Below are 16048 nucleotides of genomic sequence, written 5' to 3'. Positions count from 1 at the left end.
GTCGAGTCGGCGGTTTTTCGCTCCAGCGAGGAAAATAATGTCGTGCGACTTGCTGTTGGGCTGTCACTGATGAAGGGTGATGAGGGCGTCGATCTCACTCAGCACCACGCCTATGGCAGATTGCTCCGACAAGCTAGGAAATCTAACTTGCGTATCTTGCAGAGCGGCCTTTGAAACGGAAATCACCTTGATCCCCTGCATTAAGGGAAGAAGCTGTCTGTGGTATGCATCGGAATTAAGGTAGTGCCCCAAGTAGCCCGTCCCAAAGGGGAACCGAGGCCGCGCCGGTATCGTATGCAACCCGGAGATAGTTGGCTCTTTGGGTAGTTTCCGCAGTTCAATACACTTGCCAGCCGCTTCGTCCTCTGCCGTGTCAGCGAAGATGACATCGCCTTCGCTAAGTATCGACCCAGCAAATTTGGGAAGCACGGTATCGTCGGTAATGAACGGCAAGTCGCTTTGTTCACCATCCAGGCAATCACCGAACTTGATAAGAATATCTCCGTAATGAACATTACGAGCAATGCCATTCTCGCCATTCAAGTCGGCACGTGAAAGAGTATTGTTCTTCAAGAAGTCGAAGCAATCTCCCAACTTACGCTGTTCCCAGACGAGAAGATGCGTGAATAGCCGCTTACGACGCTTACGCTGATGAAGGGTGATGAGGGTGTCGAGGTTGCGGAAAAGAGCACCGATTTGCTCCTGTTCCTGACGGCTCCTCGGTATCGGCAACATCACTTCGGCAATTTGGTTCTTGTTGATCTTCTTAGGAAATGCGATGTGAAGCGTTCTTCTATACAGCTCCATTTTGGCGCTTGGAGACTGTAGGCTTTTGTCGAGGTAGTAGGAATCAACGTTAAACGGCTTGAGCAATGCGAGGCTAACGTAAAACGCCAGCTTGTCATCGGTTTCCACAACGTTGGATGTACCGATATCGCCAATGCGAGTCATCAGGACATCGCCGCGCTTTGGATACACTGGATAATCTCTGGCAAAAGCTTCCCGTGAGATGAATTTCTGCGATGTAAGTGTCGCTATATTCTCGACTGATAAGAACATAACACCTTCGTCCTGATAGTCAGGAGTTTGATGGACTCCATCATAGACTGCGGCCACGTCGCCAAGCTTACGCTGTTCCCAAGATGAAGTTGGCTGGCTCAAATTGCCGCTTGGGAACAGCGTAAGTTGGGAGATGTCGCCACTATTGTGGGCGGCGGCACGCCGAGCACCAATAACGATGCGTACTGGGTTGGCGATATAGACTGGTATTCGCCCGCCGAATTAGGCGAGCAGGTGTACGCCGACAGGAGTGTTCGAAGGATAACCCAGGCTGGTTACGATAGCTGCTCGGCAACATTGCTTCCAGCTGGTAAAACAATTCTCTTTACAAGCCGTGCGGGCATTGGCAATACAGCGATCCTTCGCAGGTCAGCATGTACAAACCAAGGCTTCCAGTCTTTAGTCGTGAACGATGATACCGATGTGTATTTCGTCTACTCCATGACCGATCGAATCAAGAAGTTCGCTGAACAAAAAGCTTCTGGATCAACCTTCCTAGAGATATCTGGAAAGGGTCTGGCGGCCGGAGAATTCGCCTTTCCTTCAAAGGATGAGCAGACTGCAATAGGGTCCATGTTCAAGCAACTTGACCATCTCATCACCCTTCATCAGCGTGAGCCACAATTTACTGATATGGGTTATATGAGAGTAGAAAGGGCTCTCATAACAATGTCGATGTCCTTGTTTTCAAGCTCTTGAATGACGTGAAGATAAGTTTCCTGGGTGGTAGTCATGCTTGCATGGCCGAGCCTTCTTGATACGCTCGCTATGGATACGCCAGCAAACAAGAGAAGTGATGCATGTGTGTGGCGCAAGCCATGGACGGATATAACTGGTACCCCGACGTTTTTGCAGTGACGCGCTAGAACACTGTTTGCTGTTGAGTTATATACCTTGCCCTTAACGAATATTGGCTCAGACGGGGGGAGGTTCCTCAGTAGACCGGAGAGTTGCATGATTAGTTGCCAATCGAGCTGAACTTTCCGCACTGACGAGGCGTTTTTTGTGGGGACAAAGCCGCCGCCATTCTTGTAGTCCCAGGTTTTGTTTACGGAAAGCGTTTGATGGGCGAAATCGAAATCCTCGGGGGTAAGGCCTAGCGCCTCGGAGAAGCGCAGGCCTGTTTTGGCGACGATAAGGATGAGCCAGTCCCAACTTGGCTCGCTTGTTGACAAGTCAAGATCGCCGAGCATGGCATGGAGTTCGAACTGGTTGAGGTATTTAATCTTCTTTGCCCGCGGTTGCTTACCCTTGATGATTGCCTTTCGCGTAGGATCGCGCGGAATGAGTCCCTCGTCGACAGCGTCTAGGATCGCTCCTTTCAGCTGATGGTGAAAATCCATGGTCGTTTGCCGCTCGTGATGCTCAGCATAGCCATTTATGAGCCGCTGGTACGAGGTTCGGTCCAAATCCTTGATCCTGAGGTTAGGAACAAGCTTGGCTAGCCAAGATTGGGTGAGCCGATATTTCCCCATCGTGACTTCGCGGATGGCCCCTTCTTTATAGACGCTAACCCATTGCGAGTAGTAATCGCAAAAAAGAGAGTCTTCGGTGATGGCAATGAGCATTATTTGCCTCCTTCATCATGTGTGGCGGCTCACGCTGATGAAGGATGATGATGCCGCTCACTCGTCGATGTCGAAGCCGCCTTTCAGGATAAATCTCTTGAGAAGCGCCGCAGCCCGGGTGTTCACCTTGAATGGCGGCAGGCTCTTGCCTTCCTTCTGCTCGAAGAAAGCTTTGGCGCGGACTTTGTCAACCGAGTCTTTCAGGTCGTCGAAGCGTCCGAATTCGTTTATGTTCGATTCAGTCAAGTCAAGTGCCACCATGGCGGTGAGAAGGTCGCCATCTATGCCGAGAGCTTCGACAACGCGCTGGACCTGAGCATTTTTGGCCTTGCAGGCATATGACGTAATGTAGTCCCTCAGCGTCATGCCCTCCTCAAGGGTTGCATCGCCGCGCTCCACGTCGTGCAGAAACAGCTCCGCGAAGCGCTGGTCGTCTTGGCTCAAAGACGCAAAAGAACGGTGGAGCTCCTCGCGCGCCGCCGCGAGGCCCTCATCATCCTGTTCTAGGCACTTTAGCCATTTCTCAAAGTTCGAGTTCATGTAATCGCTGTCAATGAGGCCTGTGTCGATTTCCGTAATGTGCCCGTCCAACTCGTAGGGTGCATCGGGAGCATCGCCCGAGGTACCGCCAGAGAAGAGCTCTTTGTAGCGCTGCACGAGGACAAGATAGGTTCGCTCGTCGATGACGGGTTGGACGAGAACGGACTCGCTGAGTTGCGAGCCCTCTTTCGGTTCTTCCCTGAACTCGTAGGTATCCTGTTCCCATGTGAAGCCCTGTACCTTCGCGGCCTCAAGGAACTCGTTAAGCTCGACGAATTCCTTCGCGAACTTGCGCCTGGCCTCCTGCGATGCGGGAAGCTTCGAGAGATCTCCCACGCCAGCGGCCTCGAAAACCATGAGTATTTCCTGGAGGCGCGTATCCATCAACGCAATATTCTCCGGCAGCTTCTGGACGAACATATCGAGCGGGCGGTCTCCCGAATACAGCTTCACCGCCGCTTCGATATAGCCCTTCATAGTATGGGGTCGACGGTAATAGCGAATCGTGCCGAAAGGCTTGTCGGGCCCAAACAGGCGGTTCGTGCGGCTGAACGCCTGGATGATGCTCTCGTAGTCGATTACCTTGTCGAGATAGAGCGTGTTAAGCCATTTGGAGTCGAAGCCCGTGAGCATCTGATCAACCACGATGAGCAGGTCGATGCGGGAATCACGGTTGGTGTCGACGTTGACGTAGGGTTTCTTGTGGGACAGACGAGCCGAGATATCCTTCTTCATGGCGGGCCATGTGGGGATAGTGAATTCCTGACTGTATGCCTTGTTATAGTCTTCTATGAGCTCAACCAGAGCGTCTTCCTTTACCGTGGAGCCGGCGTTGTTGTCGACGCTCGGGTCGAAAAGAGCAGTCACCCTCATCTGCGGGGCGCGCTCCTTGAAGGCTCGGTAGTAGTCGATCGCCTCTGGGATGGAGCTCGTCGCCAGGATTGCATGGAACTTGTTGCCGTGGGAGAGCACCGGAAAGCGGCGCAGGATGTCCTCGACAACCTTTCCGTGATGCGGGGTGTCGGGCCAGTATTGGGCGCGAGTAAGGAAATCCTCGATTCCCTTGATATGGTTACCGGCGCCATCGACCATCGGCCCCATGGGAACCTTTGCCGAGTCCTTATAGTAGTAGAAAACTTTGCTCTTTCGGTCGTCGGAAATGGCTTCGGCGACGGTTGCGGCTTTCGCCTGCTCTAGGGCAACCGCTTCGCGCACGTCATAGTCATCGAACGTCGTCACCATGTAGGGGTCGAAGCCCAGCACGTTGCCGTCGCGGATGCCGTCGGCGATGCTGTATCGGTGCAGGCATTCGCCAAACACCATGGCTGTGGTCGATCCCTTCTTCTGATTCTCGTCGAGGATTGGCGTTCCCGTGAAACCGAAGAAGAGGGCATTGGAGAAGGCGCGGCGTATGTCCTGGAGCATGTCACCGAAGGTAGATCGGTGGCACTCGTCAATGATAAATACGATACGTTTGCCAGCCAGGCGGTCGAGCTCGGCTTGGGTGATCCCCGTCTCGCCGGCCTTCAAGTTGCTCATCTTTTGGATAGAGGTGACGATAAGGCGATTCTTGGGGTCGTCACTAGCGAGCTTGGACTTGAGGACCTGCGTATTCTCAGTGCCCTGCACGTCGTCGGCGTCGTCAGCGAAGGAGCGGTACTCCAAGAGCGACTGCGTGCCCAACTCGATGCGGTCCATTAGGAACACGACCTTGTCGGCATCATGGGAGTCAGCGACAAGTTGGGCCGATTTAAAGCTGGTCATGGTTTTACCGGAGCCGGTGGTGTGCCAGATATAGCCGCCGGGACGACCGGGCGTGCTGCTGTGCCGCGGCTCGTCCCATTTGCATCTGCGAACCTTATCCGAGATGGCCGCGGCGGCATAGTACTGGTAGCTACGCATGACTTTTAGGCAGCCATCCGAGCTGTCGGCCACGGTATAGAACCCAATGAGCTGATGTGCCATGGGAATGGAGAGCAGCGTCGAGGTGAAGCGCTTCCACTCGTCAGTACCGGGCTTGTCGCCCGCGCAGACGGGCTCGTTGTTGAAGTCTTCCCAGTGGAAGAAGAAGTTGGGGTTAAACGCACCCGTTCCGGGGTTGGCGAAGTACCGCGCCTCGTCAGGGGTCATTCCCACGAAGATCTGCACCAGGCGGAAGAGTCCCGTGAACACACCTTCGTGCGCGTATTTTTCAATCTGGCCGGTTGCCTGGCTTACGGGCACGCCGCTGCGCTTAAGCTCGATATGGATGACGGGCATGCCGTTGATGAGCAGGCATAGATCACCGCGACGATCGTTAAGGATTTTGCTTTTTGCGGGATAGATTGGCTGTTGGGCGATTTGGTACCGGCTTTGACCTGCAGCAATCTCTTGACGGTCGTAGATTTTCAGGCTGACTTCCTTGCCCAGGTGAAGGACGTCATCAGGGTTGTCGCGGGTGATGGCAATGGTTTTGCCGTTGATGAACCCGTTGAGCGCCAGCGGGGTCTTAAGCGTTTCGATCTGTTCGATGACCTGTGCCATTTCACCCTGCGTGAGTGGACAGCCATTCAGGCGGTCTATGCCGGCATTGTTGTTAAACAGGATCTTCGCCCAGTTGCAGATAAGGTCCTGTTCGGTAGGGTAGCGAAGAACACCTTCCGCATCGTCCCAACCGTGCTGCTTCAACACAGCGATAACCGCTTCTTCGAACGAAGCTTCTTTATCGAAAACCATGGCAAAACCTATCTGCGTAATTGCAAAAAGCGTTTTTTACTTATTTCAAACATTATAGGTCCCGCAGCCATTTCCCCGGGATTGCCCGGGCCCTCTAAATTGACTGACAGGGCTTTTTGGAGCCGCTTCTGCCGCTCCGGACACCGATCAAAGTCAATGGAGTAGCCCACCTCAATGGAATGTATAAAGCAAACGCACGTTTACGCCTAAACCCATGCGACAAATTGAGCCCCGATGACTTGGATTTGAGGTCATTCCAGGGGCGCCGTAGGCAGTCGATCTGTATGCGTTGGTTCTATCAAATTGACATTGATAGCAGCGACCGCCCCGCACACCTCGCCCATCAGTTATAGTCGCCCCCTACCTCCCCTCCGCCTTCAGCTTCAGCAGCAGGTCACCCAGCTCGGGGCACTTCTTGGAAAGGCGCGTCTGGGCTCGCTCGCCCATCCCCCACCGTTGGCGGACTTCCTGAGCGCGCGGGCTCACGCGGTAGTTCCCGTCCATCACCTGCTTGAGCAGCTTGGCGGTTACGCGCGCATCGGCCAGGGCGCTGTGGGCGTGACCCGTCGACTCGTCGAACTCGATGCCAAACCACGTTGCCGCGTCGCCCAAAGACACGCACCCGTGGCTGCCCACGTCCATGATCGAGGTGTAAAACGCCTGCAGGTCGGCCCAATCCGTAGGAAATGCGGAAAGGTCGATGTGTTTTGCCTGGCACTCGGTCAAAAGCTGTCGACGGTCCGTCCCGCTCCAGCAAACTATCTGGGCGGAGTAGCGACCGATCCAATCGCTGAGCCTTTTGATCACCACATAGAGCGGATCGGCCATCGCGGTGTCCACAGCCGATATCCCCGTAAGCTCGCGGACGGGAAACGCAACGCCTTCGGTTAATTCCGTCTGCACAAACTGCGAGAACTCGCCCATAACGTTGCCGTGGTAATCGAGCTTAACAGCGCCGACCTCGATAATCTCGTTGCGCAGTCCACGACGCTGGCGCTGCTTTGGCACCGGCGCAAACTCAAAGTCCAGCACAATCTGGCGCGCAAAGTTCGTCGTATCGATGGCCGAGATACCCGGCGTCTTTTCAGCTGACACGGTTAGGGCCTTTCTCCGTTGCTTGCCGCTTGCTACATAGGCGGCTACATTGCCGTAAGGATAGGCGCCCGTACGGACATGAAAGCGGGCGCAATACCATGCGCCAAGCACACGCCATGCAGACGGCCCCAAGAGAGCCGCCCGCTCTATTCAAATGCATGAAAAAGATTGAGGCCCGGTGACTTGAATCAGAGGTCATCCCGGGCCCATCAGAGCTCGTAGAGCTCTTGGTTGCTTTGGTCTCGCTCCTCACGGCGCTTATCGAACTTTCCGAGGCACTCAAGCAGCATTCGAAGCATAACAAGTCGCTGCCATTAAGGCACTGACCTCTTGACCAAGCAACGGCGCTGCCCAGCTCTTCGCTACTTGGGCTGCCGTCGACTTTATTCTATCCGCGAGCATCTGGTTTACCAAATGGATTTTCGGTAAAGGAAGCACGGCACGCCCCGCAAAACCACTACGCCCCAAGTGCCGCCACGGGGATCACAGCCACGCCGTCGTCGCGTGTGTAGGCAATGCTCCCCTTTCCAACCACGACCGCCAAAAACGCCGGCGCGGCATTCTGGGCGGCAGGATTGGAGAGCACTTTCCTCTCCAGCGCCTTGAGATTTCTCGCTCCATCGTCTGCTTTCGCATCACTCAGCTTGACCTCGATGGCTCCCCAGCGCCCGTCGTGCTCAACGATCAGATCAACCTCAAGGCCCTTCTCATCTCGGAAATAATGGACACTGTTGTCGACACCGCCGTAGGTGGAAAGGAACACGCGCACGTCGCGCAGAACGAGGTTCTCAAAGAGCATCCCCAGCGTTTGCATATCGCCAAGCAGCCGCTCGGGGGTAGCCCCCAGCAACGCCGCCGCAAGTGACGGGTCACAGAAGTAGCGCTTGGGGCGCACGCGAACGCGGGCCTTCGAGCGCATGGGCGGCTCCCATCCGCACAGGTCCTCGGTCAGCTTGAGCCTGTTGAAGAGGTCCAAGTACGCAGCGATGGTCCTCTCGTCGGGGCCCGCCTCACCGTACGAGGCGTCCTTTACGAGCGTCTTGTACGTGACAGCCTGGCTCTCGTTCATGGCAAGAGCTCGCAAAAGGCCGTGTGCAAGCTCGGGCGACATGCCCTCATCCAGCACGTTGACGTCGAGCACCGAGTGCACGTACTGGCTTGCCGTCTCTCGCGCAAGCTCTTCCGAAAGCCCAAGGTTTGCAGGCCAACCGCCCCTGCAGCACCAGCGTACGACGTCATCCACCGTGCTCTCGCAACGCTGAGGGGCAAAACCCTCGCCCTTAAAGAGGCTTGCCAGTGACACGAGCGGCTCGCCGTCGCCCGACTCGCACAGGGCCATGGGGCGCATTGACAGACGGGCGATCCTACCCGTGCCGGAATGACGAACATGGCTGCGCTCCTCGCTTTTGAGCGCGGTCGAGCCCGTGAGCAAAAGTGTCCCGCGTTCGTTGCCGCTCGCGTCCACGAAGCGCCGAGCGGCATCCCAAACCTCGGGCACCTCCTGCCATTCATCGACCAGGTGTGGCGCATCGCCGATGAGCGCCAGGCTTGGGTCGACCTCTGCCGCCGCGCGCTGCGCAGGCTCATCGAGCCTGGAGACGCTCGCCGAGCGAGAGAGCGCCGTCCAGGTCTTGCCGCACCATTTGGGGCCGTTGATCTCCACACAGCCAAACGCCCGCATAAGGGTGTCGAGGCGCTCCTCTATGAGCCGGGGCCTATATCCCTTTTGGGTCAATCTCTTTGGTGCATCCATAGACGGCCGTCCCTCTCTATCACGCGATATGCGAAATTACGCCATTCTCAATGCGGATTTTACGCTACTTACAATGTAGTTTTTACGCCATTACAGATGTAGTTTTTACGCTATTTTCATTGAAGGTTTTACGCTTGACATCCTTAGCGCGACGCTCGCTCAACCCCTGACCACCGGATTGCCCGAATTCCGGGATGCTGCCTCCGCTCCAAACAAAAGGCCCCGGCTCGCGATGAGCTGCCTCCCATTTCTTGAACATATGAGCTTCCGCTTGAAGGGCGATCCGGAAAGCGCGTCCCATTCCGAGCATCACATCAGAGCGCGCTTGGTTATCTCCGCTCGCACATCTCAGCAAACGAAATCAGCTTGGTATCTCCCCTGTTCGCCGCGGCATCTCGACATCCCTGCGTAAAGCCGCGTTTCGAGAAGATCACATAGCTTTTGTGCTGCCGCCTAAAGAGCCCGCTTCGGTATACGAGCTTTTCCAGAACTTCCTCGCCTACCGACTCGTTACGCCATTTGCACTCCGCAAACAGCGCAGCGCCCTCGCCATCGTCAACAATCAAGTCGATTTCTTCCTGCGTATGTGTGCGATTGTCCGTCCCCCACCAGCGCCCGACGATCGCCGGAACCACATCGAGCTGGCCCGCGCGCGCGAGTTCGTACACGTATTGTCTGCATATAAGCTCAAAGACCGTACCCATGTAATCCGATACGTGCGGCTCAATGCGCTTATACGACATCTCGGCCATATCGTTTTGAATCAGCCCAATGTTCTGCGGCACAAACTTGTACCAGAACCTAAACATCTGGTCGCTCAGCAGATACACGGCTCGCTTATTGCTCGTCTCGTTTAGGGGCAGCTCGCGCTCGACAATCCCAAGCGACGCCAGCTTATCCACATAGCTCTTTACGTTGCTCGCAGGAATTCCCGTAGAGCTCGCAATCTCTGAGATCTTCGAGCGCCCCTGAGCAATTGCTTGCACGATCGCATCATATTGCTCGGGATTGCGGCACTCTTGCATTAGCAGGTTGCTCGGCTCCTCAAAGAGATAGCCCGTAGGAGTAAGAAAAAGACGTTTGATGTTGTCCTTGAGCGGTGCGGCAGGATCGACTTTCTCGATATATGCGGGAATGCCGCCCGTCATGCCGTAGCAAACCGCTGCATCTTCGCGCTCCATGCCCTGCCACAGACCGAGGGTCGTCGTAAAATCGAGCGGCATGATCTTAAACTGAGCCGTACGCCTACCGTATAGCGGGCTCTCGTAGCCCAGCACCTGTTCTTCCATAAACGAAAGAGACGACCCGCACAGGATAAGCATGAGCTTGGTCTTTTTGTACAAGTGATCGATCTTATCTTGCAACAACGAGCTGATCTCGGGATTCGATTGGGCGAGATAGGGATACTCGTCAATCACGACAATCAAACATTCCGTGCGGGCCATGGTGGCCAATGCATCGAACGCCTCGTCAAAACTACGAAACGACACGCCTGCAGCACCAACCGAGCCTGCAAGTATCGCCTGGCTAAAGCCGTGCAGGTTTGCCTCTGCATTGGTACGACGTGCTTGAAAGTAAATAGCCTTCTTGCCTTGGATGAACTCCGTGATAAGGCGCGTTTTACCTACGCGACGGCGGCCGTAAATCACAGGCATCTCAAAGGAGCCCGTGCCATACAGTCGATTGAGCTCGGACATTTCCGCTGTTCTTCCGATAAACATAGGCTATCCTTCCTTTACGTTATAGCTAGCTATATTATACCTTCCTATAATATAGCTAGCTATAACGTAATTCGACAAGCGGGCCACGCAAAAGGGACGTTACACCACCGCACGCGGACCGTCCCGGCAAACGCATCCCGTTCTGGAGCCAAATACTGGGCCGTAGCTTCCGCCAAGCATGCTATCAGGTAAGCGCGTCCCGTTCTGAGCCTAAATTCTGGGATGCGGTTTCCACTGAAACTTCTACCGGAAAATACATCCCACTCTGGGGCCGAAGTCTGGGACGCAGTTTCCGGTTGAGGGGCGTCCCGGAAAGCGCGCCCCATTCCGAGCGGCAATTCCGGGTCACGGTTTCCGCCGACACAGACGACGATCCGCAGCCCTTATCACATGCCTTCAAATATGCGATCCAGAAACACAAAACAGCAGATAGAATGCTCTTTTTCAAAAAAGTACACGTCCCTAAACTTACCAAGGTTTCATATCTAGCTACCGTTCAAGGTCGCCGATTACCGCCCACCGATTCGGATGTAAAAATGTCGCCGAAAACAGGCCATCTACCTGCATGGTTAGATTTTGGTCAGCTTTTGGTCAGTTGAGCGGCAAGTTGCGGCTGATACGTTTTTGCTACCCAAAAGGAGGCGGTAGCTCATGACCCATTGCAATGACCAACTCATCGACCAACTGCTCACTCAAGCCGAACAAGAGAGGCGCTGTCTGATTCCCCCGAGCGCGGCGATCCGAAAAGCGCTCCTTCGGCGCATCGGCAGCGCGGTCGTCTCGCCCATGCCGGGACTGTTCGCGCGAAAAACGCGCTGGGATGAACTCAACCGAGCGCAACGCCATTGCGAGATTATTCGCGCCCTTGCGATCATCCACCCCGATTGGACGTTCTGCTCGTTTTCGGCCGCCTGTCTGCTGGGGCTCGAGGTCTCGTGGCGACACCTGAACATCGTGCATGTTTGCAGCTCGACAAAGCCGTCGGCTCGTCCGGGCGCACATATTCAGCGGCACCAGATTGAGCCGGCCGGAGCAATACGCAGAGCCGGCATATCGGTAACGCCGCCAATCCAAACGGTCACAGATTGCCTGCTGCAAACTGGTTTTGCCGACGGCATGCCCATTGCCGATTCGGCGATTTTAAAGCTCGGCCTTGCACGGGAACAGCTGATGGAGGCCGTTGAGCAACGAGCGACTGCCCGCAATGGTCGCGCGATTCGCACCGCCCTCACAACGCTTCGATATGCCGACGCCCGCGCCGAGAGCGGCGGGGAATCGGTCGCCCGAGCCGTCATGATCGAGACGGGCTTTGCGCCCGACTGGCTTCAATACGAGTTGACGGACCCCTTCGATTCGACCGAAAGCATGCGAACGGATTTTGCCTGGGAGCGCCAGGCGCGGGAACTCACGCTGGGCGAGCTCGACGGGCTCATCAAATATACCGACCAGACCATGCTGGCCGGACGCACCACTGCCGAGGCGCTCGTCGCCGAACGACAGCGCGAGGCGCATCTATCGCTCTACGGTCACCCTCTGCTGCGCTTTACCATGAACGAGGTCCGCTCGGCAGGAATGCTCGCCAAAAAGCTGCAGACGGCAGGCATCCGGCAGACCGCGCTGCCGACATGGCTCAACGAGGTAGACCTGTAGGGGCCGCTGAGCTTATGCCCGCCTGCCTACCAAACCGGGATACGCTTTCCGGTCGGAAGCTCCCGCGGAAACCATGTCCCAGACTGAGTGCTCAAAACGGGATGCGCTTTCCAGATGGCATGCCTAGCGGAAACCGTGTCCCGGAATCAAGGCCTAGAACGGGACACGCTTTCCGGTTGAGTCCTTCAGCGGAAACCGCATCCCAGAATAAACACTCAAACTGGGATGCGCTTTCCAAACGACCGGCCAGCGGAAAACGCATCCCATTCTGAGGCATGATTCCGGGACACAGCTTCCGGTCGAGGGCCGATCCGGATAGCGCATCCCACTCCGGGACTGGATTCCGGGACGTAGTTTCCGCCGAGGGCCCAAAAAGGAAAGCACATCCCGTTCTGAGTGCCAATTCTGGGATGTAATTTCCGCCGAGGGCTCCAAAGGGAAAGCGCATCCCATTCTGAGCGCCAAATCCGGGACGCAGTTTCCGCATGCGGCCCCGTTGGGAAAGTTCATCCCGTTCCGAGGCTGGATTCCGGGACGCAGCTTCCACATGCGGAGGCGCTCCAAACAAAAAGCCCCGGCTCGCGATGGAGCCGGGGCCAAAGGCGCAGCATATACAGTTGATGTTGAGCGCGAACAGCCCGTCAGCAATGGGCGTCCGCGTTCTACCCTACCCGCGGTGACGAGCGCGGCTGTACGGCGTATCCACCATGGGCAGATTTGGACGCAGCTTGCCGTCAAACGCGCGGTAGGCATTCTGCACGGCGGGCGCCGTGGGGATCGTTGCGATCTCGCCGATGCCCTTGCCGCCGTATGCCACGGGCAGCAGTTCGTCCTTCTCCACGTAGATGGCGTGGATATCCGGAATCTCGGGCGCACGGAACAGCCCGAGCGTGCCGTACCTTGCCTGGGGTACGCAGTCCTTAAGCGGCCAGTCCTCGGTGAGCGCATAGCCCATACCCATGAGCACGCCGCCTTCAATCTGACCTTGGATCGAGATGGGGTTGACCACCTTGCCGGAATCGTGCGCGGCATAGACCTCGCTCACGCGGCCGTCATCGTCCAGAATGACCACGTGCGTGGCAAAGCCGTAGCAGATGTGGCTCTTGGGATTGGGGACGTCGGCGCCCAGTTTGTCGGTCGGCTCCAGATACACGTAGCCAAACTCGCATCCCTCGAGCGCCTTGATGGCGGCCGCGGGATCCTGAGGATGCATGCCCTGGCCGGCGACGAGTTCCTGTGTGCGTAGCTGATAGGCGCGACCGTCGTCGTACTCGATCTTGACGCCGTCACCATGGGCGCTCACCGGGGCGGTAGGCGCAGGCTTGCCGGCCTCGATGCCAACCATGGCATCGCGCAGCAGGAAGGCGGCACCGCGCACGGCCTCGCCGGTCACGACCGTCTGACGCGAGCCAGACGTGGTGCCGGAGTCGGGAGCGTTCTCGGTGGAGCACTCGCCGTTGGCAATGCAGCTCAGCGGCAGGCCGCATGCCTCGGCAACGTCCTGCAAAAAGACGGTGTTACAGCCCTGGCCGATGTCGGACGTGGCGGCATAGACCACGGCCACGCCGTTCTCGACGCGAATCTTGCAGCGGCCGGCATCGGGCAGGCCCACGCCCACGCCGGCGTTCTTCATGGCGCAGGCGATACCGGCGTGTCCGGGATGCGCATAGTAGGCATCTTTGACCTCGAGCAGCGTCTCCTTAAGCGCCGTGGAGCAGTCGGCAATCTGGCCGTTGGGCAAAACCTCGCCCGGCTCGATGGCGTTTCTATAACGAATCTCCCACGGGTCCAGACCGACCTTCTCGGCCAGCAGGTCGATCAGGCTCTCGAGCGCAAACTCGGACTGGCACACGCCAAAGCCGCGGTACGCGCCGGCGGGCGGGTTGTTGGTGTAGTAGCCAAAGCCGCGGATGTCGGTGTTCTGGTACTTGTAGGGGCCGACGGCATGCGTGCAGGCGCGCTCGAGCACCGGGCCGCACAGCGACGCGTAGGCGCCGGTGTCAAAGTTGATCTCGCAGTCCAGACCGGTAAAGTTGCCTTCGGCGTCGCAACCCAGCGTAAAGGTGCCGTCCATGGCATGGCGCTTGGGATGGAACGCGAGCGACTCGGCACGCGTGAGCTTGCACTTCACAGGACGCTGGAGCTTATAGGCAGCAAGCGCGGCCAGGTGCTGGATCGAAACGTCCTCCTTACCGCCAAAGCCGCCGCCCACGAGCATGGTCTCGACGACCACGCGCTCGGGCTCGTTGTCCCAGCCAAACATGTGGGCACACTCTTTGCGCGTGTCGTAGGCACCCTGGTCGGTCGACTGCACCTTGACGCCGTTCTTGTACGGGAAGGCAACGGCGCACTCGGGCTCCAAGAAGGCATGCTCGGTAAAAGGCGTGGTAAAGCGCTGTGTCACGGTGAACGCGCTCTCTGCCAGCGCCTTGGCGGCGTCGCCGCGCGTCACATGGCGGCTCTGGCACACGTTGTCCTTGAGCTCCACCGTGTTGCCAAAGGCAAAGAAGCTGTCGTGCAGGCGCGGGGCGTCGGCAGCCCTGGCCTCGACAATGTTACGCACGGGCTCCAGCGGCTCGTAATCGATCTTTACGAGCTTCTTGGCCTTCTCGAGCGTCGCTTCGTCCTCGGCGACCACCAGCACGATGGCGTCACCCACGCAGCGGGTGATATCGCCCTGGGCGATCATGACATCCCAGTCCTGGATAAGGTGGCCGACCTGGTTGACCGGCACGTCCTCGGCGCGCAAGATGCCCACCACACCGGGCAGGGCCTCGGCCTTGGAGGTATCGATGGAGAGCACGCGGGCGCGCGGATACTTGGAGCGCACGGCGCTGGCGTAGGTCAGACCCGGCTGATCGAGCTCGTCGATGTCATCGGGATACTTGCCCTCGCCGAGCACCTTCTTGCGCACGTCGATACGGAAGGCGCGCTTGCCCACGCCGTAGTCGTCGCCGCGCTCCAAGTCCTCGTCGATCTGCTTTTCGCCGCGGAGCACCGCAGCGGCCAGCGAAATGCCCTCGATAATCTTCTTGTAGCCGGTGCAGCGGCAGACGTTGCCGCGGATGGCGTACTTAATCTGCTCCTCGGTGGGCTCGGGGTCCTCGGCGATCAGCGCCGCACCCGCCATGACCATGCCGGGGATGCAAAAACCGCACTGCACGGCGCCCACGGCGCCAAAGGCGTACACAAAGGCCTCGCGCACGTCCTGAGGCAGGCCCTCGACGGTCACGATGTTGCGACCGGCGGCAAGGGCGGTGGTCAGCACGCACGCCTTGACGGCCGCACCGTCCACATGGATGGTGCAGGTACCGCACGCGCCCTCGGAGCAGCCGTCCTTGGCGGAATGGATGTGCAGGTCGTCGCGCAGGTAGCGCAGCAGCGGTTTGTTTTGGGTCGTCGTGCGCTCGACACCGTTAACGGTAAAAGTGAATTCCTGTGCCATGGTGATTCCCTTCTACACGCCGGCGGCGATGCCGGTGCGGTCGTGGATGGCGCCATGCGGGCAAACGACGGCGCACATGCCGCACGACAGGCAGTCCGCGCCGTCGATATGGGCACAGTTGTCCTCGATGCGGATAGCGCCGGCAGGGCACTTTTTGGCGCACATGCCGCAACCGATGCAGCTCGTGTCGCAGACCTTGCGCGCAATGGCGCCCTTATCGGTGTTGTTGCAGCGCACCAGAATGTTCTGGTAGCCGGGGACGAAGGCAATCACGCGCTGCGGGCATGCCATGCCGCACAGGCCACAACCCGTGCACCTGGAGCGGTCCACGCGGGCGATGCCATCAACCAGCGCAATGGCGCCGTGGGGGCAGGCCGTGACGCAGGCGCCACAGCAAATGCAGCCTTCGTTGCAGCGGGCGTCGCCGCCTGCGGAGGCACAGCCGCTTCCGCAGGCAACGTAGGCCACGTTATGTTGAATGGATTTGGCCATAAGAGACTCG

11 protein-coding genes are annotated in these 16048 nt (G+C 57.7%); 2 read left to right on the top strand and 9 right to left on the bottom strand.

What is annotated here, in order from left to right; genetic code table 11:
- Positions 1 to 63: 63 nt before the first annotated feature.
- Positions 64 to 1161 (bottom strand): restriction endonuclease subunit S, encoded by a 1098-nt coding sequence (locus DW899_RS10630; RefSeq protein ID WP_199570235.1) that lies wholly within the window; start codon positions 1159 to 1161, stop codon positions 64 to 66.
- On the opposite strand from DW899_RS10630, the gene DW899_RS00710 reads away from it, so the two are divergent.
- A complete protein-coding gene (locus tag DW899_RS00710; protein ID WP_117799727.1) occupies positions 1153 to 1758 on the top strand; it encodes a restriction endonuclease subunit S in 606 nt (201 codons plus the stop codon). The two genes, DW899_RS10630 and DW899_RS00710, sit on opposite strands and share 9 nt — an antisense overlap.
- Here DW899_RS00710 and DW899_RS00705 read toward each other — a convergent pair.
- From DW899_RS00705 to DW899_RS00685, 6 genes are all read right to left on the bottom strand, one after another.
- Positions 1698 to 2627, bottom strand: a complete 930-nt coding sequence (locus DW899_RS00705; RefSeq protein ID WP_089572459.1) for a site-specific integrase — start codon at positions 2625 to 2627, stop codon at positions 1698 to 1700. The two genes, DW899_RS00710 and DW899_RS00705, sit on opposite strands and share 61 nt — an antisense overlap.
- 57 nt (positions 2628 to 2684) lie before the next feature.
- Complete coding sequence (locus tag DW899_RS00700; RefSeq protein WP_117799726.1) at positions 2685 to 5882, bottom strand: HsdR family type I site-specific deoxyribonuclease; 3198 nt, start codon at positions 5880 to 5882, stop codon at positions 2685 to 2687.
- Positions 5883 to 6242: 360 nt separating this feature from the next.
- On the bottom strand, positions 6243 to 6977 hold the full coding sequence (locus DW899_RS00695; protein WP_158566535.1) for a 3'-5' exonuclease: 735 nt from the start codon (positions 6975 to 6977) through the stop codon (positions 6243 to 6245).
- 457 nt (positions 6978 to 7434) lie between these two features.
- The gene (locus DW899_RS00690) at positions 7435 to 8730 is read right to left on the bottom strand and encodes an ATP-binding protein (protein ID WP_117799724.1); all 1296 of its coding nucleotides are present in this window, start codon (positions 8728 to 8730) and stop codon (positions 7435 to 7437) included.
- An 82-nt stretch (positions 8731 to 8812) separates the two neighbouring features.
- Positions 8813 to 8989, bottom strand: a complete 177-nt coding sequence (locus DW899_RS10500) for a hypothetical protein (RefSeq protein WP_158566534.1) — start codon at positions 8987 to 8989, stop codon at positions 8813 to 8815.
- 70 nt (positions 8990 to 9059) lie between these two features.
- Positions 9060 to 10451: an ATP-binding protein gene (locus DW899_RS00685; RefSeq protein ID WP_117799723.1), complete on the bottom strand. Its 1392-nt coding sequence runs from the start codon at positions 10449 to 10451 to the stop codon at positions 9060 to 9062.
- Between the two features lie 651 nt (positions 10452 to 11102).
- Between DW899_RS00685 and DW899_RS00680 the strand changes: the two genes are divergently transcribed.
- Positions 11103 to 12101 (top strand): hypothetical protein, encoded by a 999-nt coding sequence (locus tag DW899_RS00680; protein ID WP_117799722.1) that lies wholly within the window; start codon positions 11103 to 11105, stop codon positions 12099 to 12101.
- A gap of 667 nt (positions 12102 to 12768) precedes the next feature.
- Here the strand turns inward: DW899_RS00680 and xdh are convergent.
- Positions 12769 to 15546, bottom strand: a complete 2778-nt coding sequence (xdh, locus tag DW899_RS00675; protein WP_117583054.1) for a selenium-dependent xanthine dehydrogenase — start codon at positions 15544 to 15546, stop codon at positions 12769 to 12771.
- A gap of 12 nt (positions 15547 to 15558) precedes the next feature.
- Entirely contained in the window at positions 15559 to 16038 is a 480-nt protein-coding gene (locus DW899_RS00670) for a 4Fe-4S binding protein (protein ID WP_117799721.1), read from the bottom strand.
- Between the last annotated feature and the right edge of the window lie 10 nt (positions 16039 to 16048).

It is taken from the genome of Collinsella sp. AM41-2BH, from assembly GCF_003468085.1.
GTDB lineage: Bacteria > Actinomycetota > Coriobacteriia > Coriobacteriales > Coriobacteriaceae > Collinsella.
The sequence above is the reverse complement of the archived record's forward strand: the minus strand, read 5'-3'. Positions and strand labels throughout refer to the sequence as shown.

Excerpts from the sequence above, each read along its gene's own strand:
- xdh (WP_117583054.1), bottom strand. The coding sequence starts at position 15,546 with ATGGCACAGGAATTCACTTTTACCGTTAACGGTGTCGAGCGCACGACG.
- DW899_RS00670 (WP_117799721.1), bottom strand. The coding sequence starts at position 16,038 with ATGGCCAAATCCATTCAACATAACGTGGCCTACGTTGCCTGCGGAAGC.
- DW899_RS00690 (WP_117799724.1), bottom strand. The coding sequence starts at position 8,730 with ATGGATGCACCAAAGAGATTGACCCAAAAGGGATATAGGCCCCGGCTC.
- DW899_RS00680 (WP_117799722.1), top strand. The coding sequence starts at position 11,103 with ATGACCCATTGCAATGACCAACTCATCGACCAACTGCTCACTCAAGCC.
- DW899_RS00705 (WP_089572459.1), bottom strand. The coding sequence starts at position 2,627 with ATGCTCATTGCCATCACCGAAGACTCTCTTTTTTGCGATTACTACTCG.
- DW899_RS00685 (WP_117799723.1), bottom strand. The coding sequence starts at position 10,451 with ATGTTTATCGGAAGAACAGCGGAAATGTCCGAGCTCAATCGACTGTAT.
- DW899_RS00700 (WP_117799726.1), bottom strand. The coding sequence starts at position 5,882 with ATGGTTTTCGATAAAGAAGCTTCGTTCGAAGAAGCGGTTATCGCTGTG.
- DW899_RS10500 (WP_158566534.1), bottom strand. The coding sequence starts at position 8,989 with ATGTTCAAGAAATGGGAGGCAGCTCATCGCGAGCCGGGGCCTTTTGTT.